Here is a 21,732-nt window from a genome sequence, read left to right as displayed (position 1 = left end):
CCATGCTCCCAGCTATGTATGAACTTCTATTGGTCTATACTATATATCGGCTAATGACAGAGTTTTTTTGAATAAAAACAAAGTTCACGACAAACAAGTCACTTCAAGGGGAAAGTGACTTGTGCTGTAATGTTAATGTTCAATGTTAATGTTTAATCCAAAGGTGAACGACAGTTATCTCGCTTCTCTGTACGATGGATCTGAATATGGACCATCGGGAGGTCGTGCTGCGGGTTTACCAAAATAATATCCTTGTGCAAGTTCAATTCCAACCGATCGGCAGAAATCAAACTCCTCCATTCGTTCGATCCCCTCGGCAAGCACTTTGCCTCCAAATCGATTGGATAACTGAACAATATTTCTGATCTTCTGTTGCTTCACTTCATCCTGATCACAATAGTCGATCAGGCTGCGATCAATTTTCACAAAATCCGGCTCTAAGCGGTTCATTAGTTCGATCGTCGAAAATCCAGCGCCTACATCATCCAATGCTACGGACATACCGCGAGAGCGATAAACTTCAAAAATATGCTGCAATGTAGACAGTTGCTGGATCTGTTCAGTTTCAACGACTTCAAAAACGAAATCTTTCGGATCGAGCGAGAGACGTTCTATCGCCTCAAATGTATGTGTCAGGCAATATTCGGGGTTATAAATAGAGGAAGGCAGGAAATTAACAAAACGTTTCACACCGCGAGGCAGATATTTGGCGCTTGTCTCAATGGCCTTAATACGGGCAGTACGATCCAGAAACGAATGCAGTCCCGTTTCGCGAGCTACTTCAAACAATTCATAGGAACTAAATGCTCTCCCATGTTCAGCCGGACGAAGCAAAAACTCATATCCGATAATGCACTTTGAGGCATCTACAATCGGTTGCATATAACTGGTAAACTGGCGTTCTAAAATAGTAGAAACGATATCAGCATATTTGATTCTGGCATGTTGCATGGATAGACTAATCCACTCACTCTTAAAATCATCGGTGAATGGTTCCGTTACAGACTTTAACAGAACGGCCAGCGAAATCGACAATATCTTCTCCATATCTATAATCTCTTCCATCCGATTCTGTAACTCCTGTACGTCTGAAAAATGGAACCAAAACATCTCTTCTGAATAATCAACATACCTTCCCTTGGTTTGCAGCGCTTCCAGCAAAGCAGGGGAGACGGGACGCAGGTACAAGGTACCTTGGCTCTCTATCGGATAGATCGGACTGCAGCCACTGCAATTCATGTAGAACCCCCTTGCCAGTTTATCAAGCTACATCATTAATGTTACCAAGTTTTATACCCAAAGTTTGTAAATAGTATATCATGGGTCTAGAAATTAATCTCTAATGTTTTAATGACTTCCTATATGATGTATACAGAAACATTTGTATTCTTTCTTGCCACAAAAAAGACCAGCAGTCTGATGACTGCCAGTCTTTTGACTATACCCTTTATTAGAATCTATGAAACAGGAATGACAATTTTTTGTCCAACTTTCAGGTTATACACATTAGTGATTTTGTTTGTTTTGACAAGTACACGCCAGTCCACACCATGTTTTAAACCGATGCGATACAGGTTGTCCCCTTTTTGCACCACATATACGACTTTATGGTTCGTAGCTGGTTTCTCCGGCTGTGGTTTTGGTGTTGGTGTAGGTTTTGGCGTCGGCGCTGGTGTTGGTTCGGGTTTCGGTGTCGGAGCCGGGCTTGGTTCAGGTTTTGGTGTTGTTGCTGCCTCACCTGTCAGTTTCAATCCGTACTCTGCGAACCCATCTTTATTGGTACCAATAAAGGACATAGCCGGATTCGCCTCTACCAGATCCTTCGCATCTGGCGAAGAAGCAAATACCACCTCAAGGTCATTCAGCGCTGCCGCAGTTACACCAGCAGAAGGTTTAATTGGTGCTAGCGACCAGTTGCCATCCGCTGTCGGGTTAATCGTTTTGTTCTCACGGATATAGTCGATAATCACTTGACGGTTCTCATCCGGTGCAGCCAGAACGATACGTTTACCGTCCGGGTTAGCCAATTTGGATGAAGACGCACGATAGTTATTCGTTGCTACGATGAATTTTTGTGCTGGATCTACCGGCTTGCCTTCGAAGCTCAAGTTTTTGATCCGGCTGGCCGATGCATTAACCACTGTCGCTTTACTATCGTACTTAGCTGGTTGTGTAACATCAATCTGGTAGGTTACACCATCGATAACATCAAAGTTATACGTTGGGAAATCCATATTAATTAATTGTTGCTGACCGCCTTTAGCCGGATCAATCTGGTTAAATTGGCCTGCTGACCATTCTAACCACTCTTTCAATTCGGCACCATTCACCATTACAGCGTGTACCGTGTTTGGATATACATAAAGGTCTGCCACGTTTTTGATGGCAATCGTACCTTTAGGAATGTTGGTGTAATACGAAGCACCAGAACGTCCACCTGCTTTGAAAGGTGCACCCGCAGACAGGACTGGGACATTCTCATAGTCAGTGCCTTGCAGTTTCTTTTCCACGTACCACTTCTGTGCATTCGTTACGATCTGAATGGATGGGTCATCCTGCACCAGAGCGAAGAAGCTGTTGATCGGTGCTGTCGTTTCGCCAACCGGACCACGTACATATTCCAGTGTGCCTTCGTGCTCGTCATGGACAGCATCAACGATTGCCTGATCCGCATCTACCAGCGGTTTTTTGTTCGCGGTATCGTAGATTGGACGTGCTTCTGTTTTGGAATCAACCACTTTCCATTTGCCGTCCACTTGCTCCAGGTCCAGATCAATGATTCCGAGGTGATCACCCCAGAAACCAGGCTCTACAGCAGGAACACCATTGATTGTACCCTTTTCCAGATCGACTCCTTTTTTACCTTTAAAGTCTGCACTAGGGAATACTTTGTGGGCATGTCCAAACAGAATGGCATTAATGCCTTCCACCTGGCTCAGGTACAGCACGGAGTTCTCCATCAGGTCGGTTTGCGGAATATCCTCGAATCCCGAGTGAGGGATCGCTACGATAATGTCCGCACCTTCGGCTTTCATCTTTGGAACAAACTTTTTCGCAGTAGCGATGATATCCTTGGCAATCACCTTACCTTCAAGGTTAGCACTGTCCCATTGCATGATTTGCGGCGGCACAAATCCGATCACGCCCACTTTAATGGTATGCTCCTTGCCGTTCTCATCCGTTACTTTTTTGTCCAAAATTTTATAAGGAGTGAAGTAGTTTTTGTCATTTGTTTCATCTTTGTCACCATCGTCTACATAAACATTGGCATTGATGTAAGGGAAGTTTGCTCCCTCCAGCGTCATGTCAAGGAAATCGAGACCATAGTTGAATTCATGGTTACCGATGTTACCTGCATCATAATCGAGCAGATTCATCGCTTTATATACAGGGTGAGTTTCACCCTTTTTCAGAGGATCAATCTTCGCAACATAGTCTCCCATCGGGTTACCCTGGATCAAGTCACCGTTGTCGAACAACAAGCTGTTCTTCGCTTCCTCACGGGCTTTCTTGATCAGCGTAGCCGTTTTGGCCAGTCCATATTGATCCGTCGCTTTGTCTGAATAATAGTCATAGTTGATCAGGTTGTCATGAATGTCCGTTGTTTCCATGATCCGCAATTTGACTTTGGCCGCATCGGCAGCCGATACAGGTACTGGAAATACCGCAAGCACGTTAAATGCAACGAAAGCGGCAGTCAGGCTTGATAACAACTTCTTACTTTTCTTCAAAAATAACCCCTCCCGGTTTATGTACATTAAATCATGCAATACCGCAAATACAGGCACAGAAAATAATAGATTTCATGGGTTGTGCGTACTGATGATCCAATGAGCACTCATCGGCGTCTTCAGGTAAGTTTATCTCACATGAACATCTATTCATATCTGTGCGTGTATTTACATATCAAATCATAACGTAATGTTAAAACAATGAAAAGCATTAATTTTTACGTTATCCGCACATAACTAGTCCATTTTACGTTTTCATGCGTGATTTCGACATATTTTGCAGTGAATAAGGAAAGGGTTAGGGTATAATTACTCAAAATCACGTATGTTACATCAATGTTACATAAAGTGCATATCTTGCTGTTTTGGGATAAAATTAAAAACCGCGAAGCCTTAGAAAAGGCATTCACGGTTGAACATTCTCTATATTTTCGTCGTCTGACAACGAGTATTCGCCAAGATAATTTGGTAATTGGCTTTACCTTGAAGCTACGCCTGAATTTATTGCTCCCACACATGATGCTCATGGTCTTTGCCTGTATATTCTATGCGAGCTGGGGTAATATCCAAGATTACATAGTTGGGATCATTAGGTCCATCGAACCATGCCTTCAACTCATCATTCCACACTTGCTCACGCAAGGATTCATTTTTAGTGACCTCACAAGTACCCTCGATCTCCACCACTTCCTTGGTGCCTCCGGCTTCGTAACCAAGCAGAAGACTAACATTCGGATTGTTCTCCAGTTCCTCTACTTTGTGCGTCTGACGGTTGGTTGCCAGATGAATATTCAGCCCATCATTGAAAATAGCCATATAACGGGATTTCGGCTTGCCATTCTCTACGGTAGAGAAACTACAATACGGGTTATTTTCCAAAGCCTTCACAATGTTTTGTTCCAATTCGTTCTGGTTCATGGGAGTTGCTCCTTTCGGGATGGGGGAGTGTTTGATGAATTGTGCATAAGCGTTACGAGTACGGATCGTTCTTCCGATCGCTGTTATCCCCGGATTTATTATTGAATTTTTCTATTGGTAAATAATCCGGTGATAAAGGCGAGCGCTTCGCTTCTTCCGAATCGATTCCGTTCTCTCCACTACGCACAATTCCTCAAAATTAGAGTTAGAATTAAAATTCAAAACAACGTGCGGTTAACTCACTTCTGCAGAATCGATTTCGTCCCTTCCACTACTGCTGTAATTCTTCCATTGGTAGAAGCGGTTCAAAGCCCAAAAGCTTTAAAAACCTTCTAGGGTTAATTTAAAAATCTCTGTCTTTTACTCTAGACATTGATCTTTCTAATGGTACGTTGTACAGATGCACTATTAAGGACAGATGCCTTTTGGCTTTGCAAACGCCTGTACTTATAGTGTACCCGCCTCACCTATGATGAATCCCTGAACCAGAACATATGCATGACAATTTTGAGAATGTTAACTTAATTAAGGTCTCCAAGGTAAATGCGTTGCTCTCCCTTTTTCAACAGCAATTCACCGATGGTTTTGGGATACAGGCGGATGTTGGACAGCTCCTCGAGCGCAATCCATTCTACAGCAACCTGATGATCATCCGGGTTAGAGCCTTCAAAGACTGAAGCTTTTGGATCAACCAGACTGCACTCGAAATAAAACTCCACCTGATGGATATCTGCATCCCACTCAGCAAACTCATGATTGGCACCGATGTATTCCCGGATATGTAATAGCTCACCTACCTGCACCGCCTGTCCAATCTCCTCCAGACATTCCCGAGCTACCGCATCTTTCAGTTCTTCACCCTTCTCCTGCCCACCGCCTGGAAAAACATAAGCATCACCATACTGATCTTGTAGACGAATCAGTAACAAACTTCCGTCCTGAACAATGACCGCTTTGGCCGAATTCCGTATGGGTTTCATGGTGTACAACTCCTCCATTCTCCATCTTTATCTCGCTTCATATGCGGTCAGTGCAACACCCTCCGCTTCCAGCATGCGACGAATCTCTTGAGCAAACGTAAGGGCATGTGTGCCGTCACCATGGATGCAAACTGTATCTGCTGTAATGGGAACTAAGGTTCCATCCGTAGATACGACCACTCCGTCTTTAACCATGCGAATCACCTGAGCCAGTGCTTCTTCAGATCGTTCTATGAGAGCACCTTCGTGACTGCGAGGCGTTAATCTGCCATCAGAGGTATACGTCCGATCTGCAAATACTTCATTCACGCCGCGAACACCGATTCGCTGAGCTGCCCTGATCAGCTCACTGCCTGCCAAACCATATAAATAAAGCTCAGGTTGCACCCTATAAACCGCTTCGGCAATAGCCTCAGCGAGCTTCGAATTGGTTGCCGCCATATTATAAAGTGCTCCATGTGGTTTTACATGATGCAGACGCCCTCCGCTGGCACGGACAAAAGCATCGAGTGCCCCAATCTGATACACCACCATGTCGTAGGCTTCCCGTGGTGTAATCTCCATATTTCGTCTTCCGAATCCTTGCAAATCAGGCAACCCGGGATGTGCGCCAATGGCTACCTGATGCACGATTGCCCGTTCTACCGTCAGCCGCATGACGGAGGGATCACCCGCATGGAATCCACAGGCAATATTAGCCGATGTGATCAATGGCATCATGGCTTCATCGGAATTCATCATCGTCTGATAAAAACCATAACTCTCACCAAGATCACAATTGATATCCAGTGTATATGAAACGCTCATGATATCACCTCCATTTCGGCCATTTTCCTGCGAATCAACTGATTCAGCAATCTTAAGTTCCGCTCACGTTCTATATAGAGATCACGTGCTTCTTCATGCGTAATCTCTGCAAAAGAAACGCGACTTCCGGGCCTGGCCTGAGCCAGAATGGGCAAATCAACCGCAGCTACCTGTGCAATCACAGGATATCCTCCAATGGTCTGGTGATCCGCCATCAATACGATAGGCTGCCCATCCGCAGGTACCTGCACCGTGCCAAAGGTGACCGCCTCGGATAAACGATGCAATGGCCGATTTAGCTCCAGCCGTAACCCCTGCATCCGGTATCCCATACGATCAGATTGGGGAGAGATGAGGTAATCTTCGGTACCAAATCGATCCAGGCTCTCTGCGCTGAATTCCGCACAGTCTTGACCTTGCATCACTCGAACGACAGCTTTACCGTAATAGTTGGGTCTCTCCCGCTCTGATAATAGCCATGCCGGAGCGACCATGGATTTGTTATCACCTAATTGTTCTTCCATAAAACGCATCCATTGTCGAACCTGATCTTGGATGCTTCCCGTATCCAGGACATCTGCCGCACGCAGAGCTCTCCCATGAAAACCACCAAACCCGGTCTTAACATCCGTACTACGGCTGCCCATTACTTCTGGTACATCGATCCCGCCAGCAAACGCCAAATATGCACGCAGGCCATGCCGGCATGCGCCAAACTTCAATACACTGCCAGCCCGCAACAGCACGGGGCGCCACAAAGGTACAGGCTGCCTATCTACCGTGGCACTGAGATCTGCACCACATAGCGAAACCAGTTGATTGGTTTGTACTTGCAGTTCCGGCCCGGACATCGTGATCTCAAGTACTGCATCGTGCCGAGAGTTACCGACAAGTATATTGGCTGCTCGCGCCGCGAACATGTCCATTGAACCGCCTACGGGCACACCATAACGGCGATACCCGATTCTACCTTCATCCTGAACGGTTGTTAACAAGCCAGGACGAATGATCTGTATACTCATCACTCCTCCTCCTTCCGCGCCAGTTCCAAGTATTCTTGCATCGTAATGGGCTTGAAGTGAACAAAGTCTCCCGCTTCAAGCAGACTTGGAGGATTCGTTTCCGGACGGAAAAGACGGATAGGTGTCCGTCCAATACACTGCCACCCACCTGGTGTCGTTATCGGATAGATCCCTGTCTGAGAACCACCTATGCCTACCGTCCCCACCTCTACTTGAAGCCTCGGCGTTACCCTCCGTGGCGTGGCTATTTGTTCAGGCAGTCCTCCTAAATATGGGAAGCCGGGGGCAAATCCAATCATATGTACGAGGTAATCAACCGATGAATGGATCGCTATGACTTCCTCTATTGTCAGCCCATGTTCGTTAGCCACATGTTCCAGATCCGGCCCGAACTTTCCGCCGTAACATACCGGAATAGTCACAATCCTAGGAGAATTCCCCATCCCAATGGACTTCAAATCTTTAGATTCGTCATTGAGTTGACGCAAATGTTGTAGCAGAAGCCCACATGTGTCCTCATAAGACGATATCCAAGGATCGTAAAACAATGTGACAGACAAGTAAGAAGGCACCCACTCCACCGCAGCTGTCACAGATCCCTTTTCCAAAAGAGCACATACTGACATCACTCTCTGATGTACCACCTCAGACAGCGACTCGCCGCAGCGAATTACAATTCCACGCTCTCCGAGTGGAGATAACCTGTCCTCTGTCCAGTTATAGGAGATTGTGTCCATGGCTTTACCTCACTCCAGATGCGCACTGCAATTGTACAATTCACACTGCCATGCCTGATCCTGATGCACCATTCGTGTAATCGATGTGTTCCCCAGCTTTACGCTGATATCCAGTTCCGGTACCAGTGCCCGTAATGTATTACGAAGCACAGCCCCGTGACTCACCACGATGACTCGTCCATTCGAATGCTGCCGAAGGATATCTTCTAACGCCGCTTTCCCTCGGGAAGCACCTGTGTCCGGGTGCTCTTTTCCTAGATCGAGCAAACTCCAATCTGCTCCCCATTTCGCGACACGTTCCTCTTCTGTTGTGCCCTCCACCTGACCTCCGCCCATTTCACGTAATCTCGGGTCGAGATGAATCTCCTGAATACCAAGCCGATCTGCGATAACACGAGCCGTTTCACTTGCCCGCTCCAAGTCACTGGCGTAGATGGCATCCCAGGATTCCTCCGCCAGCCTCGCCGCTAACAAAGCCGCCTGTTCTCTGCCCTCCTGATCAAGCGGGTTGTCTGTCTGTCCCTGCGAACGTTTTTCTTTATTCCATGCCGTACTGCCGTGACGTATCAACGCAATTTGTGTCATCGTTTGTAATCCCTCTTTTCTCTAAAACTCATTCAAGCTCGTCCTCTGTGAAATGTTTTCTGGTCTTTGGTTTCAAAAACTTGCCTTCGTTATAAGTATTTGACCCGTTTCTGGGGATAGAAAGACTATCCCACGACGTTTCTTTTAACATTTTGGCCGTGTGCACAATCTGCCCCACATGGTACGGATAATGCGCCAACTGCCGCATAATCGCCTCCATAATGGTATGGCCCTCATTCCGAATATATATGATCTGAGACATGTGATCCGGAGTAAACGAACGCAGCGCTCCCAGCAGACAGTCCCAGCCCTCTTCCCACTTGGCAAGCAACTCTTCCCTCGTATGAAAATCACCCACGAATTCGGCATCACGCTCACGCCATGGTTTCTCACCATCCGTTGTCAGCACATCCGTCCAGCGGGATCGCATATTGCCCCACAAATGCTTTACGATGACTGCAATGCTGTTGGTGTCTTCGTTCCATGTCTGGAACAACTGCTCCGTCTCCAATTGCTCCATTGCGCGTTCACCAAGCTGCTTGTAGTAGAGGAACTGTTTCTCCGCTGTTTCCAAAAAAGCCTGATTCATATCCATCCGTCTTACCCCCATTTCAGAAAGTTATGCCGGGAAAGAAAACGTGCCGTCTGCATTCGGTTCAAAGTTCAGGACCTTACTTACCGCATCCAGATTCAACTCTCCATAGATGTGTGGAAATAACTCGTTTAATTCATATAGATCCTCATAGACCAGCTCTGCCTTCAACGTTCTCTCTTCAATCCCGAGCAGCAACAGATCGGTACGTCCTGCATAATACTGTCCAGCTACCCACGGGATCTGCTCTGCGGTGGAACAATGAATAAAGCCGTCCGTTTCTAAACTCTCTGGTGCATATGTGTCTCCTTTGGACACTTCCTCCCATACGGAACGGGAAATAATGCTATAGATCATAGTTTTTCCTCCTTGGTCGCTGTAAGACAGCTCATGTTAATCAACTATTATAGATCATCCCGGATGCGGGCGTACATCTTCTGGTCGGTAAATACACCTTTAATTTTCAATTGCTTGCGTAACACCCCTTCTTGCACCATGCCCAGCTTTTCCATCACACGCGCAGAGCCGATGTTGCCCGCATTGCATTTACCCTCCAGCCGGTTACACCCCAGTTGCTCGAAGCAGTAATCAACGATAGGTTGCATAGCTTCCGCGGCAAGCCCCTTGCCCCAATAGGCGCTACCAATGGCGTACCCCAGTTCCCCGCTCTGCATGAATTCATCCAGATGGAAAATGCCACCTCTTCCAATCAGCGTTTCCGTTTCCTTCAGCACAAAAGCCCAGAGATATACCGTTTTTTGCTCATAGTTTCGCAGCACTCGCTCCAGATAACCGATGGAATCATCCTTGCTTTGATGGCACTGCCACAAGCTTTGCTCACTAACTTTCGGGTCAGATGCAAATGCATAATATTCATCGAGGTCATCCATCGTAAGACGTCTGAGGTACAACCGTTCGGTTTCAAACTCAGGGGATGCTGCAAAAAGTTTATCGATATTCATTCAGCGTACCTCCTATTTATGAATTGACTCTATAAACGTATAAATCTAGTCAAGATAAAACGGTCTATAAAATAAACACATAATATGCCGATTAGGTATCGGATTAAATCATTGACTAGAAATCCACGACCCAATATCAGAGCTCCCAACAACGTCGAACGCAGATCGTTCAGCCAAGGTACCTGAATCATTTGAGAGAATTCAACGCCCCAACTGAATATAACACTGATCCAGACTGCTCTCGCACGGCTCAAGTGAATGAATACCATACGTATGCCAAAATAGATCATGCCTGCCCATAGCGCATCTCCAAAATGCTCATACATCCATTTCGGCAAAACCGCTCCATATGTTCTGGAAGCTAGTCCCGCTGCCATCGTGATGATCACGGCGATGAAGTAGACCCATCTATTTTTAATGGACAGCCCGTTCTGATGCTTCACAGCCGTCCATCCAGAACCTTTAAGATGAATTCGGTTTTGGCAGTGGTATACGATTCTCTGTCGTCTTTATTCTCATCTGCAAGCTTGATTTTCAGTTCGGCGTAGGCCTTCACCAAATCCGGCCGAGATCTCAGTGCATCCCGAAACCGGATCTGTCGCTCCCAGCGTTCCTCATCTGGACGCATGAGATGCAGATGCACAGCTCGTTTCCCATCTTTAACTTTGACCCAGAATCGTCTGTATTCCCGGCCATCCAGTTCAGGCGGAACGTAGTTCCAGCCTACAGGGTTCAACTTCTCGGCAATGCGCTCCATGTCATCCCAGGACTGCACCTTCCCCATCAGATCAATAATTGGCTTGGCAGACAAACCAGGTATGGATGTGCTCCCTATATGTTCGAATGTATGTATTTCCAGGTGTTTCAAAAGCTCTCTTAACTGCGCAATTTCTTCCTCAGCCTGCGCACTCCAAGCGGGGTTAGCTTCTACAACTTCTACAGGTTCCGTGGCCCATGCAGGCCAATTCTCCGGGTTCATCTGATCGGTCATTTCCATAATCACTCCTCGAAGCTCGATTCTATGTTCAAAAAAGGAGACGCATAAGTACGCCTCCCTCATAGTATACATGGATTCAATTCGATCTGATCAACACTTATATGGAAAAAGGGAACATTATTTTACCGTCACAGGTATCGTCACTTTTTTATTGCCCCACTTCGCGGTAATGCTTGTTTTACCTTTGGCTACAGCAACGATTCTGCCATTTGTTACGGTGGCGATATTCGGCTTAGAACTGCTCCACACCGCACTTCCTGTCACCATCAACGTTTTCCCTGTATCATACTGAGCCATTACCCCTAGAGCCGAGCTGGACTGCGGAGACAAAACCAAACTCTTCTGACCTATAATCAGCTTCTGGAGGGTAGGTACTACGTTGACTTGTACAGTAACGGTCTGACCCTGATACGTACCAGTCAAGGTGGCTTGTCCTTCGTTCATCCCTCTGACCGTACCATTTTTCACTGCTGCCACGCCAGGATTGGATGACGTCCATATCACAGATCTGGATAGATTGACTGTTTTGCCACTGGAGTACGTCCCCATCACTTTAAGCGGGGTAGATTTTTTGATCGTTAACTGGATTGTTGCAGGCTTAACCTCTATCTTGCTAATGGTGTCTGTCACCGTTATCGGTACTTTAACGAGAGTCGACCCGTACTTCCCTTGCAGCATCACTTTACCAGGAGTGACGCCTTTGATCTTTCCGTTCTCAATCACAGCCAGGTTACTGGACACCGTCCATACAATATCAGATGTGACTTCCTCTTCCTTGCCATTAGCACGCGTAATGCTGACTTTCGGAAGCGTGCCTTCGTTTCCTTTTACAAACGTATACGCATTAGGTGAAGCCTTGATGCTTTTGATTTTATCCTGCACCTGAACAACCACCTGTGCTTTAACCCCGCTCACTTGAGCAACAATCGTAGCTTCGCCTGCAGCGATCGCTTTGACTTTACCTTTTGTGATTGTCACCACAGCAGTATTGCTAGTGGACCAGTTTACTCCCCCGGTAACATCCTGTTTATGGTCCGCGCCTTCCACCGTCGCCAGCACCTGATAGGATGTAGTCTCCCCCACATTCATCTTCTGCGGACTGCTACCTGAAATCTCAATTGAAATGACATCACCTGACGCTGCCCAAACTGACGTAGGCAATACAACCGTAAGTGCGATAATTAGAGCAAGCATACCTCGTAACGACCATTTGATTCGACTCTTGTCCATGTCCAGTCTCATTCTCCCATCATCCAACCGTTTAATTTATTTTTCGCCTAATATTTTACTATCTACTATACTTTATATCGGACATGGGATGGTTAAAGTTAAATGACAAAGTGCAATGAGAGCCATTTCCACTTCACCATCCACGAAGGTGCGCTCAGAAGATGAGATAGTCTTACTGATGAAAACTGCCCGCAATCGTTCTGAAAAGGCACTCAAATCCGGAAAGATCGAAATTATTAACGAGCGTGAATGGAAGCTGCGTTAAAAATACAGGTGAACTATGGAGCGTATACAAACACCAGAAATACAGAAAAAAAATTCAATGGGCTATTGATCATATGTTTGAATAAAGAGGAACCCGATAAGGGCTCCTCTTTATTTGCTTCTTTCATTTCATTAAGTTGAAACCACTGTATTTCTTCTATTCACCCTGCTCATGCTCTGGCAAATTCAAGCGTTCGGCCCCGCCCATATATGGACGCAAAGCTTCCGGAATATAAATGCTACCATCTGCCTGCTGATGGTTTTCCAGCAGTGGGATCAAAATGCGCGGTGAAGCTACGGCTGTATTGTTGAGCGTATGGCAGTAGACCAACTTGCCCTCCTCATCACGGCAGCGAATGTTCGAACGCCGAGCCTGAAAATCATGCAAATTCGACGACGAATGAGTTTCCCCATATGCTTCGCGGCTTGGCATCCATGTTTCGATGTCATACTGTTTGTACGTTTTCTGAGACATATCTCCCGTACATACCGCCACTACACGATAGGGCAATTCAAGCCGTTGCAGCAATTCCTCTGCATGTCCCGTAATCTCCTGTAACATCCGTTCCGATTCCGCCGCATCCGGCGCACACAGGATGACCTGTTCTACTTTGGCAAATTGGTGTACACGGTACAAGCCCCGTACATCCCGTCCTCCCGAGCCTACTTCACTACGGAAACATGTCGATATTGCGGCCAGCTTTACGGGCTCTTTCACATCAATCACTTCATCCGCATAATAAGAAACCAGCGGTACTTCCGATGTGCCGACCAGCCATTTGTTCTCTCCTTGCAATTCATATACCTGATCCCGGCCTGTCGGGAAAAATCCGGTGTTTACCAGTGTATCCTCCCTGACCATGAGTGGAACCTCCAGCGGGGTGAATCCCTGCTTCAGCAACAGGTCCAGTGCAAGTTGCTGTACCGCCCGGTGTAACAACAGACCTGCCCCCTTCAATACATAGCTTCGCGTTCCACCGATCTTCACGCCGCGCGGAATGTCGATCAGTTCGTGCATCTCTCCCAGCTCGACATGATCTCTGGCCTCGTAGTCAAACACAGGTAGCTCTCCCACTCGCCGTAGCTCTACATTATCTTCATCCGACAAGCCCACAGGCGTATCTGGCGACACGATATTAGGCACCAGCCTTTGCAGTCTGGTCACTTCCTCCTGGATTACCGCCAGCTTGGCTTCCTCTTGCTCCAGCTGTTCATTCAATTGTTTAACCTGTGCCCGCATCTTCTCCGCTTGCTCACGCTCACCCGACTGCATAAGCTTCCCGATCTCAGCCGATAGTGTATTACGCTGACGACGCGCTTCTTCCGTTTGCTGCAAAAGTGCCTTGCGCTCGTCATCCCGCTGTAGTAACACAGCAATATCAACCTTGATCTTTTTCCCGTGTGCCGCCGCCTGAACCTCTTCTGCATGTGCCCGAACCCACTTCATGTCTAACATGATCACCGTCTCCTTTGGCTAAAAAAATACAAAGAGCGCCCTCATCCCTTGGGACGAGGAGCGCTCTGCTCGCGGTGCCACCCAACTTGCCAAATCAGTTCAAATCTCCTGATCAGCCTCTTGGTCCGCGATAACGGGCGGTTCCGGTTAACTTGGGATAGTTTCAATTCGCTCCCTGGCGAAAACGCCTCTGAGTTGGATTCTCTTCAACGGCATGATCCGATCTGTAATTGTGTTTCTCAGTATATACGAAGACAGAACAACATTGCAACTCATATATGCCCGTTTACGTATCTTTCCAAAGCTGGATCAAGTACAATTGAAATAACTTCTAAAACACCAAGGGGTGATTGCTTTATGAATATGGACCCAAACCATCTGAATTCATCCGAGGGCGAAGCCGCCAAACAAAGAGCAGATGAACTTGCCCGCCAAGCCCAGCGAGGTTCATGGTTGAGCGGAGTTTTCACTACGATCATTATTGCCGCTGTGGTTATTGGTATTTTGTTTTGGATCGCTTACGCTAGAACTTCTTAAACCACAGGATTGCCCAGGAAATACTTTTGTTATGATGGATAACGATACGATGATTTAAACCGACACAACGGCTACTGGTCCCTTGAACAACTTGCCAAATACATAACGCACTAGCGGCCCGAGTACAATCAACTGATAAGGCAATGCCAGACCGAAGTTACGTACAATCGTATGAAGATACGCATTGATTACGGAATCTCCTTCTAGCTGACCTGCAGTATAGGCTGTAATGATGCCATATAAAGACATGAGCAAAACCATGCCGATTACCATGAAAAAGGACATCGTAACTACACCTCTAATTTTACTCGACTTCGCAAATGAGAAGGAAAATGTGATTTTTCTCGCTATCGGTCCCACGATGAACGACTCCACCAAAAAGGCGATGGCAAAACAGATCACAAATTGGAGCAATAGCTGCAGCACGGACATCTGACTTAACATCCCCGTATGCCATAGATTGAAGGTCATCATCACTACGACCATTCCTGTACACATCATAAGTCCAAAAATCACTTGTTGTTTCTTGCGTACTGACAATACACTCATCCTTTCTGTAACTTGGATCATTATAGACAATCGGGCTACCCTCACATAAGTGAACATTCTGTGAAAATATTTTTAGTCCAACTTATGTAGACACAATCCTGTCACTGGCCTATAATTACACCTAGTAATGCCCGTAACTTCATAGTTTCCCAGGGGAGTCGGAATTGGCCGGCTGAGAGTGTATCCCATCAAGATACTAACCCTTAGACCTGATCTGGATCATGCCAGCGTAGGAATCGGAGTATATTGCAACGGCACAGCTATAAGCTGAACGCCACTCTCTCACGCCTGCACGCGTCCCGGATTACGGGGCGCTTTTTTTGTTTTCTTTTGACATGCAGAAACAGAAAAATGACGTTATTCGGATAACCCGCGAGTATAAATTCGTCGATTTATGCAAAGGGATTGGATATGAAGCCAAGGAGTACCCCCGTGCCATCCGGCCGGACATACCGAAGGAGAGAAACACGATGAAATGGCGTAAAACGATGGGAATGTTACTCATGTGTGTGCTACTCGTTACCGTAGCTGCATGTGGTGGCAAAGAAGCCGCTCCAACAGAGCAGCAAGGTGCGACAGGTTCGGACCAAACCAATCAGGGGAGCGGTACTGCACTGAAAGATGTAAAGGTCGTGCTCGACTGGACTCCAAATACGAATCATACCGGTCTGTATGCAGCGGTGGACCAAGGTTTTTATAAAGCAGCAGGTTTAAATGTGGAGATTGTACAGCCAGGAGCCGGCGGTGCGGATACGATGGTTGCTTCGGGTGAGGTACCGTTTGGCGTCAGTTATCAGGAAAGTGTAACTCAGGCGCGTACGCAGGACGTTCCCCTTGTGTCGATTGCCGCAGTTATTCAGCATAATACATCCGGTTTTGCCGCTCCAGTGGATCGTAAGATCAAATCACCCAAAGACTTTGAAGGTAAAACTTACGGCGGCTGGGGTTCCCCAGTGGAAGAAGCGGTGATGCAATCCATTATGGAGGGCGAAAGTGCTGACGTATCCAAAGTCAAAAAGATTAACATGGGCGATGCCGACTTCTTCACAGCTGTGAAACGGGACATCGACTTTGCGTGGATTTTCTATGCCTGGACAGGAATTGAGGCTGAATTACGTGGAGAACCGATTGACATGTTATATGTGAAGGATTATGCCAAAGCGCTGGATTACTACACCCCTGTACTCGTGACCAATGAACAGACGATTCAGAAAGACCCTGAACTGGTGAAGGCTTTCCTGAAGGCCACTTCTGAAGGATATCAATATGCGATTGATCACCCTGAAGAAGCAGCGAACATTTTGATCAAAGCTGTTCCCGACCTGGACAAAGAATTAGTACTCGCAAGCCAAAAGTGGCTCAGCCCGAAATACAAAGATGATGCCCCGCGCTGGGGTGAACAAAAGGAAGACGTATGGAAGAACTACACCGACTGGATGTTCAGCAAGAAACTGCTGGATAAAGAGATTGATGTAACGAAAGCATACACCAATGAATTTTTACCACAGTAATATTAAATCTAACTGTAACCATGAACTTTGATATTTACACGTTTTGAACGAAGAGGGCAGAAAAAAATTGAAGAAGTCAACGCTTATAAGGTTTTCTAAGGAAAACCACCTCATAAGCGCGCTTTCTCTTGAATTTTTTCCACAGCTTAATGGATAAGTTGAATTTTTTGTACACAAGAAACGGAGAGTACAGAAAAAACCTGAAAAAGCGGATTTTCCCCTTTGGAAAAGGGAATCAAAAAATCTGGGGATAACAGCGATTGGAAGGTTATTCTGTCATCGGAGTGTTACAGTGTACAACGACCATATCTACTTATCCATCCACACCCGAAAGGAGCATTAATCTCTCATGGCAAGTACATTACTCAGTATTCAGGTTATTCCCAAAACACCGAACGGCGAGAACTCATATCCATACGTAGACCGCGCCATTGAAGTCATTCAGCAATCCGGCCTGAAATATCAGGTCAATGCGCTAGATACCACCATGGAAGGCGAACTGGATGAACTGCTGGAGGTTGTTCGCAAAATGCACGAGGTACTTGTGGAAGCTGGTAGTCCAAGCATCATCTCCCAGATCAAAATCGCACATAGCCCGGACGGATTCAGCATGGATACACTGACGGAGAAATATCGCTAATGTCTACCTATTTCAAAAGTGTATGGCCGCCCCTCGTGGCGGTTATTCTCTTTATTGCGATATGGCAAGGGGCCGTCTCCCTATTCCACATTGAGAAATGGATGTTGCCCGCCCCGTCCGATATCGCTCGCGAAGCGGCGTCTCAGGCTGACCGATTGGGTATGCACGCCTCTGCAACGATTCAGCTAACCCTTATCGGATTTGTCGCCGGGACAGCGGTCGGTCTGTTCATTGCCATGGTACTGCATCTGATCCCTTTTCTGAAGTCAGCTTTGTATCCACTACTTATTCTTAGTCAAAATATCCCGACCATCGCACTTGCACCGCTCCTGCTGATCTGGTTCGGCTTCGGCCTGCTACCCAAATTGATTACTATCATTCTGGTCTGCTTCTTCCCGGTAGCAGTCGCTGCCATGGACGGTCTAACACGCACGGATGCGGCGATGATGAACTATATGCGCATGGCAGGTGCGAATCGCCGTCATATTTTTTGGAAACTGGAGCTTCCGCATGCCCTTCCATCGATATTTTCCGGTGTCAAAATCGCCGCCACATACAGTGTCATGGGTGCCATCATCGCGGAATGGATTGGTGCCGACAAAGGCATCGGTTATTATATGATGTTGCAGAAATCGGCTTACCGCACGGATCGCCTTTTTGTTGCCATCATGATTATCGTGGCACTCAGCCTGCTGCTTTTCCTGCTCATTGCGCTGTTAGAGAAGCTGCTCGTTCGCTGGCGCCCACAGAAGCGCTAGTTTTGCATATCAGAGGTTAACGTATTATGTACTTAGGAAGTGACTCCCTATGAAAAGATACCCGAAGGATAAAACGAATGGTCCGGGTTCCATTTCGGTTCCTCCCGCGCTAGACATTGTTAACTTGCATGTGTCCTTCAAGGAACGGCGGCAGAAACTGTCTGTGTTGAATGGCTTGTCCCTGACGGTGGAAAAAGGGGAGTTTGTTGCCATCGTCGGCCCTTCCGGCTGCGGCAAAAGCACCCTGTTCCACATCATCGGTGGCTTGCTCAAGCCGCAGGATGGCCAAGTGCTCATGAACGGCAAGCAAGTTACGGGACAACGCGGACATATCAGCTACATGCCACAGCAACCCGCCCTTTTCCCATGGCGAACTATTGAAGACAATGTGTTGCTGGCAGGCGAGATCGCTTCTGCTACAGCTTATACCGCTCCCGTTGCTCCACGCGCCGAAGCGCTCGCAGAGGCAAGACGGTGGCTAAGCAGCGTTGGCCTTGCAGGCTTCGAGCGGGCATATCCTCATCAACTGTCAGGCGGAATGCAACAGCGTGTTGCTTTCCTTCGTGCACTGCTCAGCCCGCAGGAACTGATGCTGCTTGATGAGCCATTTAGCGCGCTCGATGCTCTGACGCGGAGCGACATGCAACGCTGGTTGCTGGATATCTGGGAACAGAATCGTCGCTCGGTGCTATTCATCACCCATAATATCGAGGAAGCACTGTTACTGGCGGATCGGGTCTATGTATTATCCAATCGACCGGCGGTTGTGCTACACGAGGTTCATGTTCCTTTTGACCGTCCAAGACGAGATGAAATAACAGAAGAGCCTGCCTTTCTCGAACGCAAACGGCAGATTGCCCAGTGGATGAAAGAAGAACAGCAGAAAGCCCGCCTATCTTGATAGCGCGGGTTTTTTAGTTATATTTTTCCTAATATGGGTGATCCAACACCATGAACTCGGCGTTATATATACATACCTACGATATAAGGAGGCACTCCCCCATGCATTCTCCAACGTTTGCACCATTAATCGATGCCCACATTCATTTTGATAAATACACACATGAGGAACAGGAGAAGATGTTGCTAAGCTTACCATCGCATCAGGTCGAAGCCGTCATTGCGGTTTCCATGAATCTGGCTTCTGCTCAGGCCAATCTGGAACTTGCTAAACAGCATCCGCGTTACATCTACCCGGCGTTTGGCTATCATCCCGAACAGCAACTTCCCTCCCTCAACGAGCAAGAAAAGTTCTTTCTTTGGATTGAAGAAAACATTGGACATGCTATTGCCATCGGTGAGGTAGGCTTGCCCTATTACAACCGTGAAGAAGCACAGCGAGCAGGCCTTAGCTTTGACCAAAACGGATATATTGATCTGCTGGAGCAGTTCATCATACTCGCCAAAAAAAAACATAAACCCATCATCCTGCATGCCGTGTATGAGGATGCCGATATAGCCTGTGAACTGCTGGAGAAACATCAGTTTACACGGGCCCACTTCCACTGGTTCAAAGGATCCAAGCAGACCATTCGGCGTATGGCAAACAACGGGTATTATATCTCCTTCACACCCGATATTCTATACGAGACGGAGATCCGCGAACTCGCAAGGCAATATCCAGCAGAGCAAGTGATGGCCGAGACCGATGGGCCTTGGCCTTTTGAAGGGCCGTTTCAAGATAAGATGACACACCCGGCTATGACAGGTCAGGTGATTCAGGCCTGGAGTGAGATTACAGGTATGGGAATCGAGCGAGCCACACGTCTTTTTTACCGGAACACCAAGCGTTTTTATCGCCTGCCAGAATAAGAGAACGCAGCAATAAAGCAACACTGAACGAGGGCTAAACACGAAAAAGCCAGTCGGATTCTTGTTGCAGCTCTCCACTAAGCATACGTTGGCATATCCAACTAACCTTGGAGTAGCTGTTCAATTCTGTCCTACTGGCTTTTGAAACTAATTTTGAATTTACTATTAATCTATCTATTTCATTACCGCTTCAAGAACCCTCTGCGTTCAAGGAATGCTCTCACCTGCATACGAGCAGGCTCGGTAAGACGCTTCGCCATGAGTTCAGACCACGGGGTTGCGCGTTCACCGTGGGTACGTTCTTTCAAGTATTCCGTCGTGGTCACATCATACTCCTGAACACCTTCCAGGGTCTGAGCAGGCTGGTAGTGATTATGATGTAATACCGCCTTCAGTGGAAGACGTGGCCGGATACCGGTTTCCTGATCCGCAACCCCGATACACATCCCGTATACTGGATAAACGCCATCCGGTAATTGGAGCAATGTAGCTACTTCTTCAATACGAGTGCGGATTCCGCCGATATATACAATGCCGAAACCGAGCGATTCGGCTGCAAGAGCAGCATTCTGAGAAGCAAGGGCAGCATCAATCGTAGCTACCATAAAGTTTTCGGTGGAGTCCGCATAAGACTCCTTCTCCGGAAGATGACGCGCCGCTGCATCCTTCAATCGATATAGGTCAGCACACCATACGAGAAAGACCGGACATTCATTGACATAAGCCTGGCCCCCGGCAAGCTCAGCCAGTTTGGCTTTCTGCTCTTGATCTGTCACAGCGATCACCGAGTAAGCCTGTACATTGCTTGAAGAGGATGCCATCTGTCCCGCCGCAACAATAGCTGCGAGTTGCTCCTCACTGACCGGGTCTGGTTTGAATTTACGTACAGAGCGATGTCTCATCATCAGTTCAATCGTTTCATTCATGGCTGTTCACTCCTAATCCTCGAAGTACGAACTCTACCGTCTCTTCGGCAAGTTCCTCTGTATTCATATCCTGATAATCAAAACCAAAACGCGAGTGCTTGGCCCGCTTATGCGCAAGTGCTACGCCCATAACCTGAAGCATGGCATAGGATGAAGATTCAATCTTGAACAGTCCCTCATCTTTACCTTGCTGTAGATACTCTCTTACTTTATTCCAGACCGGATCCAGATATTGAAACACCGTTGCAGTCCGATGAGTACGCAGGGTAATCTCCAACTGTACAATGTCACTCATCTCGCGATCCGTCATCGTAAACCTCACGACTTCACCAACAATTCGGCGGATACCTTCTACAGGGGACATCGATTCTGCAGCTAACTTACTCAGAATATGTTCGGGGAAAAAATGCTCAAATAGTGCATCGAACACTTTCTCTTTACCGCCAAAATGATAAGACACCAGCGACACATTTGCCCCCGCCTCATCACAGATTTGACGAACACTCGTCCCGTCATACCCTTGTAATGCAAAAAGTTTCTTCGCTGCAAGCAATATCCTCGTTTTGATATCCAATTCCGGTTCCGTCATTTGTTTCTCTCCTCTTATCCGTTCATGTCAGTTGCTACAGTATTTTACGCAGACTGTAGCCCTCACTTCATCCCATCTATTATATTACACCAAGCACCCCGATGAAAATCACCGGGGTGCTTGGTACAA

Annotated in this window: 24 protein-coding genes and 1 riboswitch; of the genes, 6 read left to right on the top strand and 18 right to left on the bottom strand. The window is 47.1% G+C overall.

Going from position 1 to position 21,732, the window contains the following annotated elements; all coding sequences use genetic code 11:
• Window positions 1-174: 174 nt before the first annotated feature.
• From MHI38_RS18765 to serS, 15 genes are all read right to left on the bottom strand, one after another.
• Entirely contained in the window at window positions 175-1,239 is a 1,065-nt protein-coding gene (locus MHI38_RS18765; RefSeq protein WP_154891427.1) for an EAL domain-containing protein, read from the bottom strand.
• Between the two features lie 218 nt (window positions 1,240-1,457).
• Window positions 1,458-3,731, bottom strand: a complete 2,274-nt coding sequence (locus MHI38_RS18760) for a bifunctional 2',3'-cyclic-nucleotide 2'-phosphodiesterase/3'-nucleotidase (RefSeq protein WP_154891428.1) — start codon at window positions 3,729-3,731, stop codon at window positions 1,458-1,460.
• A 501-nt stretch (window positions 3,732-4,232) separates the two neighbouring features.
• Window positions 4,233-4,649 (bottom strand): pyridoxamine 5'-phosphate oxidase family protein, encoded by a 417-nt coding sequence (locus tag MHI38_RS18755; RefSeq protein WP_090918752.1) that lies wholly within the window; start codon window positions 4,647-4,649, stop codon window positions 4,233-4,235.
• 521 nt (window positions 4,650-5,170) lie between these two features.
• A complete protein-coding gene (locus MHI38_RS18750; protein ID WP_154891429.1) occupies window positions 5,171-5,629 on the bottom strand; it encodes an NUDIX domain-containing protein in 459 nt (152 codons plus the stop codon).
• A 27-nt stretch (window positions 5,630-5,656) separates the two neighbouring features.
• On the bottom strand, window positions 5,657-6,436 hold the full coding sequence (locus MHI38_RS18745; protein ID WP_154891430.1) for a LamB/YcsF family protein: 780 nt from the start codon (window positions 6,434-6,436) through the stop codon (window positions 5,657-5,659).
• The gene (locus MHI38_RS18740; protein ID WP_341181523.1) at window positions 6,433-7,458 is read right to left on the bottom strand and encodes a 5-oxoprolinase subunit C family protein; all 1,026 of its coding nucleotides are present in this window, start codon (window positions 7,456-7,458) and stop codon (window positions 6,433-6,435) included. The genes MHI38_RS18745 and MHI38_RS18740 overlap by 4 nt, the downstream gene beginning before the upstream one ends.
• Window positions 7,458-8,195, bottom strand: a complete 738-nt coding sequence (gene pxpB, locus MHI38_RS18735) for a 5-oxoprolinase subunit PxpB (RefSeq protein ID WP_341181522.1) — start codon at window positions 8,193-8,195, stop codon at window positions 7,458-7,460. The genes MHI38_RS18740 and pxpB overlap by 1 nt, the downstream gene beginning before the upstream one ends.
• 9 nt (window positions 8,196-8,204) lie before the next feature.
• Window positions 8,205-8,780, bottom strand: coding sequence for a histidine phosphatase family protein (locus MHI38_RS18730; protein ID WP_341181521.1), 576 nt, complete (start codon window positions 8,778-8,780; stop codon window positions 8,205-8,207).
• Between the two features lie 28 nt (window positions 8,781-8,808).
• Window positions 8,809-9,375, bottom strand: a complete 567-nt coding sequence (locus MHI38_RS18725; protein ID WP_253498272.1) for a DUF1572 family protein — start codon at window positions 9,373-9,375, stop codon at window positions 8,809-8,811.
• A gap of 24 nt (window positions 9,376-9,399) precedes the next feature.
• Window positions 9,400-9,729 carry a DUF952 domain-containing protein gene (locus MHI38_RS18720; protein WP_090918766.1) on the bottom strand — a complete coding sequence of 110 codons (330 nt, stop codon included), beginning with the start codon at window positions 9,727-9,729 and terminating at the stop codon, window positions 9,400-9,402.
• Between the two features lie 47 nt (window positions 9,730-9,776).
• Window positions 9,777-10,334, bottom strand: coding sequence for a GNAT family N-acetyltransferase (locus tag MHI38_RS18715; RefSeq protein WP_154891435.1), 558 nt, complete (start codon window positions 10,332-10,334; stop codon window positions 9,777-9,779).
• A 29-nt stretch (window positions 10,335-10,363) separates the two neighbouring features.
• Window positions 10,364-10,777, bottom strand: coding sequence for a ribosomal maturation YjgA family protein (locus tag MHI38_RS18710; protein ID WP_261769530.1), 414 nt, complete (start codon window positions 10,775-10,777; stop codon window positions 10,364-10,366).
• Window positions 10,774-11,325, bottom strand: coding sequence for a GrpB family protein (locus MHI38_RS18705; RefSeq protein WP_154891436.1), 552 nt, complete (start codon window positions 11,323-11,325; stop codon window positions 10,774-10,776). The genes MHI38_RS18710 and MHI38_RS18705 overlap by 4 nt, the downstream gene beginning before the upstream one ends.
• 123 nt (window positions 11,326-11,448) lie before the next feature.
• Window positions 11,449-12,561, bottom strand: a complete 1,113-nt coding sequence (locus MHI38_RS18700; RefSeq protein WP_221790946.1) for an Ig-like domain-containing protein — start codon at window positions 12,559-12,561, stop codon at window positions 11,449-11,451.
• 421 nt (window positions 12,562-12,982) lie between these two features.
• Window positions 12,983-14,281, bottom strand: coding sequence for a serine--tRNA ligase (serS, locus tag MHI38_RS18695; RefSeq protein WP_341181520.1), 1,299 nt, complete (start codon window positions 14,279-14,281; stop codon window positions 12,983-12,985).
• 357 nt (window positions 14,282-14,638) lie between these two features.
• On the opposite strand from serS, the gene MHI38_RS18690 reads away from it, so the two are divergent.
• A complete protein-coding gene (locus MHI38_RS18690) occupies window positions 14,639-14,818 on the top strand; it encodes a hypothetical protein (RefSeq protein WP_090918782.1) in 180 nt (59 codons plus the stop codon).
• A gap of 54 nt (window positions 14,819-14,872) precedes the next feature.
• Here the strand turns inward: MHI38_RS18690 and MHI38_RS18685 are convergent, their stop codons facing one another.
• Window positions 14,873-15,367 (bottom strand): hypothetical protein, encoded by a 495-nt coding sequence (locus MHI38_RS18685; protein ID WP_308722992.1) that lies wholly within the window; start codon window positions 15,365-15,367, stop codon window positions 14,873-14,875.
• A 141-nt stretch (window positions 15,368-15,508) separates the two neighbouring features.
• A riboswitch (TPP riboswitch) is annotated at window positions 15,509-15,621 on the top strand.
• A 216-nt stretch (window positions 15,622-15,837) separates the two neighbouring features.
• Here MHI38_RS18685 and MHI38_RS18680 point away from each other — a divergent pair.
• The 5 genes from MHI38_RS18680 to MHI38_RS18660 all read left to right on the top strand — a co-directional run bounded on the left by MHI38_RS18680 (window position 15,838) and on the right by MHI38_RS18660 (window position 20,088).
• Window positions 15,838-16,878: an ABC transporter substrate-binding protein gene (locus MHI38_RS18680; protein ID WP_154891477.1), complete on the top strand. Its 1,041-nt coding sequence runs from the start codon at window positions 15,838-15,840 to the stop codon at window positions 16,876-16,878.
• 349 nt (window positions 16,879-17,227) lie between these two features.
• A complete protein-coding gene (locus MHI38_RS18675) occupies window positions 17,228-17,518 on the top strand; it encodes an MTH1187 family thiamine-binding protein (protein ID WP_090918785.1) in 291 nt (96 codons plus the stop codon).
• A complete protein-coding gene (locus MHI38_RS18670) occupies window positions 17,518-18,276 on the top strand; it encodes an ABC transporter permease (RefSeq protein ID WP_154960014.1) in 759 nt (252 codons plus the stop codon). Before MHI38_RS18675 ends, MHI38_RS18670 begins: the two co-directional genes overlap by 1 nt.
• A gap of 49 nt (window positions 18,277-18,325) precedes the next feature.
• A complete protein-coding gene (locus MHI38_RS18665) occupies window positions 18,326-19,177 on the top strand; it encodes an ABC transporter ATP-binding protein (protein WP_341181519.1) in 852 nt (283 codons plus the stop codon).
• 101 nt (window positions 19,178-19,278) lie between these two features.
• On the top strand, window positions 19,279-20,088 hold the full coding sequence (locus MHI38_RS18660) for a TatD family hydrolase (protein WP_341181518.1): 810 nt from the start codon (window positions 19,279-19,281) through the stop codon (window positions 20,086-20,088).
• Between the two features lie 182 nt (window positions 20,089-20,270).
• Here the strand turns inward: MHI38_RS18660 and nfsA are convergent, their stop codons facing one another.
• Window positions 20,271-21,014: an oxygen-insensitive NADPH nitroreductase gene (nfsA, locus tag MHI38_RS18655; RefSeq protein WP_090918793.1), complete on the bottom strand. Its 744-nt coding sequence runs from the start codon at window positions 21,012-21,014 to the stop codon at window positions 20,271-20,273.
• Entirely contained in the window at window positions 21,007-21,603 is a 597-nt protein-coding gene (locus MHI38_RS18650; protein WP_145334097.1) for a TetR family transcriptional regulator, read from the bottom strand. The genes nfsA and MHI38_RS18650 overlap by 8 nt, the downstream gene beginning before the upstream one ends.
• Window positions 21,604-21,732: the final 129 nt, after the last annotated feature.

The sequence above is a fragment of the Paenibacillus sp. FSL K6-1558 genome, from assembly GCF_038002565.1.
Taxonomy (GTDB): Bacteria; Bacillota; Bacilli; order Paenibacillales; family Paenibacillaceae; genus Paenibacillus; species Paenibacillus polysaccharolyticus.
The sequence above is the reverse complement of the archived record's forward strand: the minus strand, read 5'-3'. Positions and strand labels throughout refer to the sequence as shown.

Bases quoted from the DNA above. Each gene is read 5' to 3' on its own strand.
- MHI38_RS18765 (WP_154891427.1), bottom strand. From the start codon at position 1,239: ATGAATTGCAGTGGCTGCAGTCCGATCTATCCGATAGAGAGCCAAGGT.
- MHI38_RS18755 (WP_090918752.1), bottom strand. From the start codon at position 4,649: ATGAACCAGAACGAATTGGAACAAAACATTGTGAAGGCTTTGGAAAAT.
- MHI38_RS18750 (WP_154891429.1), bottom strand. From the start codon at position 5,629: ATGAAACCCATACGGAATTCGGCCAAAGCGGTCATTGTTCAGGACGGA.
- MHI38_RS18745 (WP_154891430.1), bottom strand. From the start codon at position 6,436: ATGAGCGTTTCATATACACTGGATATCAATTGTGATCTTGGTGAGAGT.
- MHI38_RS18740 (WP_341181523.1), bottom strand. From the start codon at position 7,458: ATGAGTATACAGATCATTCGTCCTGGCTTGTTAACAACCGTTCAGGAT.
- pxpB (WP_341181522.1), bottom strand. From the start codon at position 8,195: ATGGACACAATCTCCTATAACTGGACAGAGGACAGGTTATCTCCACTC.
- MHI38_RS18730 (WP_341181521.1), bottom strand. From the start codon at position 8,780: ATGACACAAATTGCGTTGATACGTCACGGCAGTACGGCATGGAATAAA.
- MHI38_RS18725 (WP_253498272.1), bottom strand. From the start codon at position 9,375: ATGGATATGAATCAGGCTTTTTTGGAAACAGCGGAGAAACAGTTCCTC.
- MHI38_RS18720 (WP_090918766.1), bottom strand. From the start codon at position 9,729: ATGATCTATAGCATTATTTCCCGTTCCGTATGGGAGGAAGTGTCCAAA.
- MHI38_RS18715 (WP_154891435.1), bottom strand. From the start codon at position 10,334: ATGAATATCGATAAACTTTTTGCAGCATCCCCTGAGTTTGAAACCGAA.
- MHI38_RS18705 (WP_154891436.1), bottom strand. From the start codon at position 11,325: ATGACCGATCAGATGAACCCGGAGAATTGGCCTGCATGGGCCACGGAA.
- MHI38_RS18700 (WP_221790946.1), bottom strand. From the start codon at position 12,561: ATGGACAAGAGTCGAATCAAATGGTCGTTACGAGGTATGCTTGCTCTA.
- serS (WP_341181520.1), bottom strand. From the start codon at position 14,281: ATGTTAGACATGAAGTGGGTTCGGGCACATGCAGAAGAGGTTCAGGCG.
- MHI38_RS18690 (WP_090918782.1), top strand. From the start codon at position 14,639: ATGAATATGGACCCAAACCATCTGAATTCATCCGAGGGCGAAGCCGCC.
- MHI38_RS18685 (WP_308722992.1), bottom strand. From the start codon at position 15,367: ATGAGTGTATTGTCAGTACGCAAGAAACAACAAGTGATTTTTGGACTT.
- MHI38_RS18680 (WP_154891477.1), top strand. From the start codon at position 15,838: ATGAAATGGCGTAAAACGATGGGAATGTTACTCATGTGTGTGCTACTC.
- MHI38_RS18675 (WP_090918785.1), top strand. From the start codon at position 17,228: ATGGCAAGTACATTACTCAGTATTCAGGTTATTCCCAAAACACCGAAC.
- MHI38_RS18670 (WP_154960014.1), top strand. From the start codon at position 17,518: ATGTCTACCTATTTCAAAAGTGTATGGCCGCCCCTCGTGGCGGTTATT.
- MHI38_RS18665 (WP_341181519.1), top strand. From the start codon at position 18,326: ATGAAAAGATACCCGAAGGATAAAACGAATGGTCCGGGTTCCATTTCG.
- MHI38_RS18660 (WP_341181518.1), top strand. From the start codon at position 19,279: ATGCATTCTCCAACGTTTGCACCATTAATCGATGCCCACATTCATTTT.
- nfsA (WP_090918793.1), bottom strand. From the start codon at position 21,014: ATGAATGAAACGATTGAACTGATGATGAGACATCGCTCTGTACGTAAA.
- MHI38_RS18650 (WP_145334097.1), bottom strand. From the start codon at position 21,603: ATGACGGAACCGGAATTGGATATCAAAACGAGGATATTGCTTGCAGCG.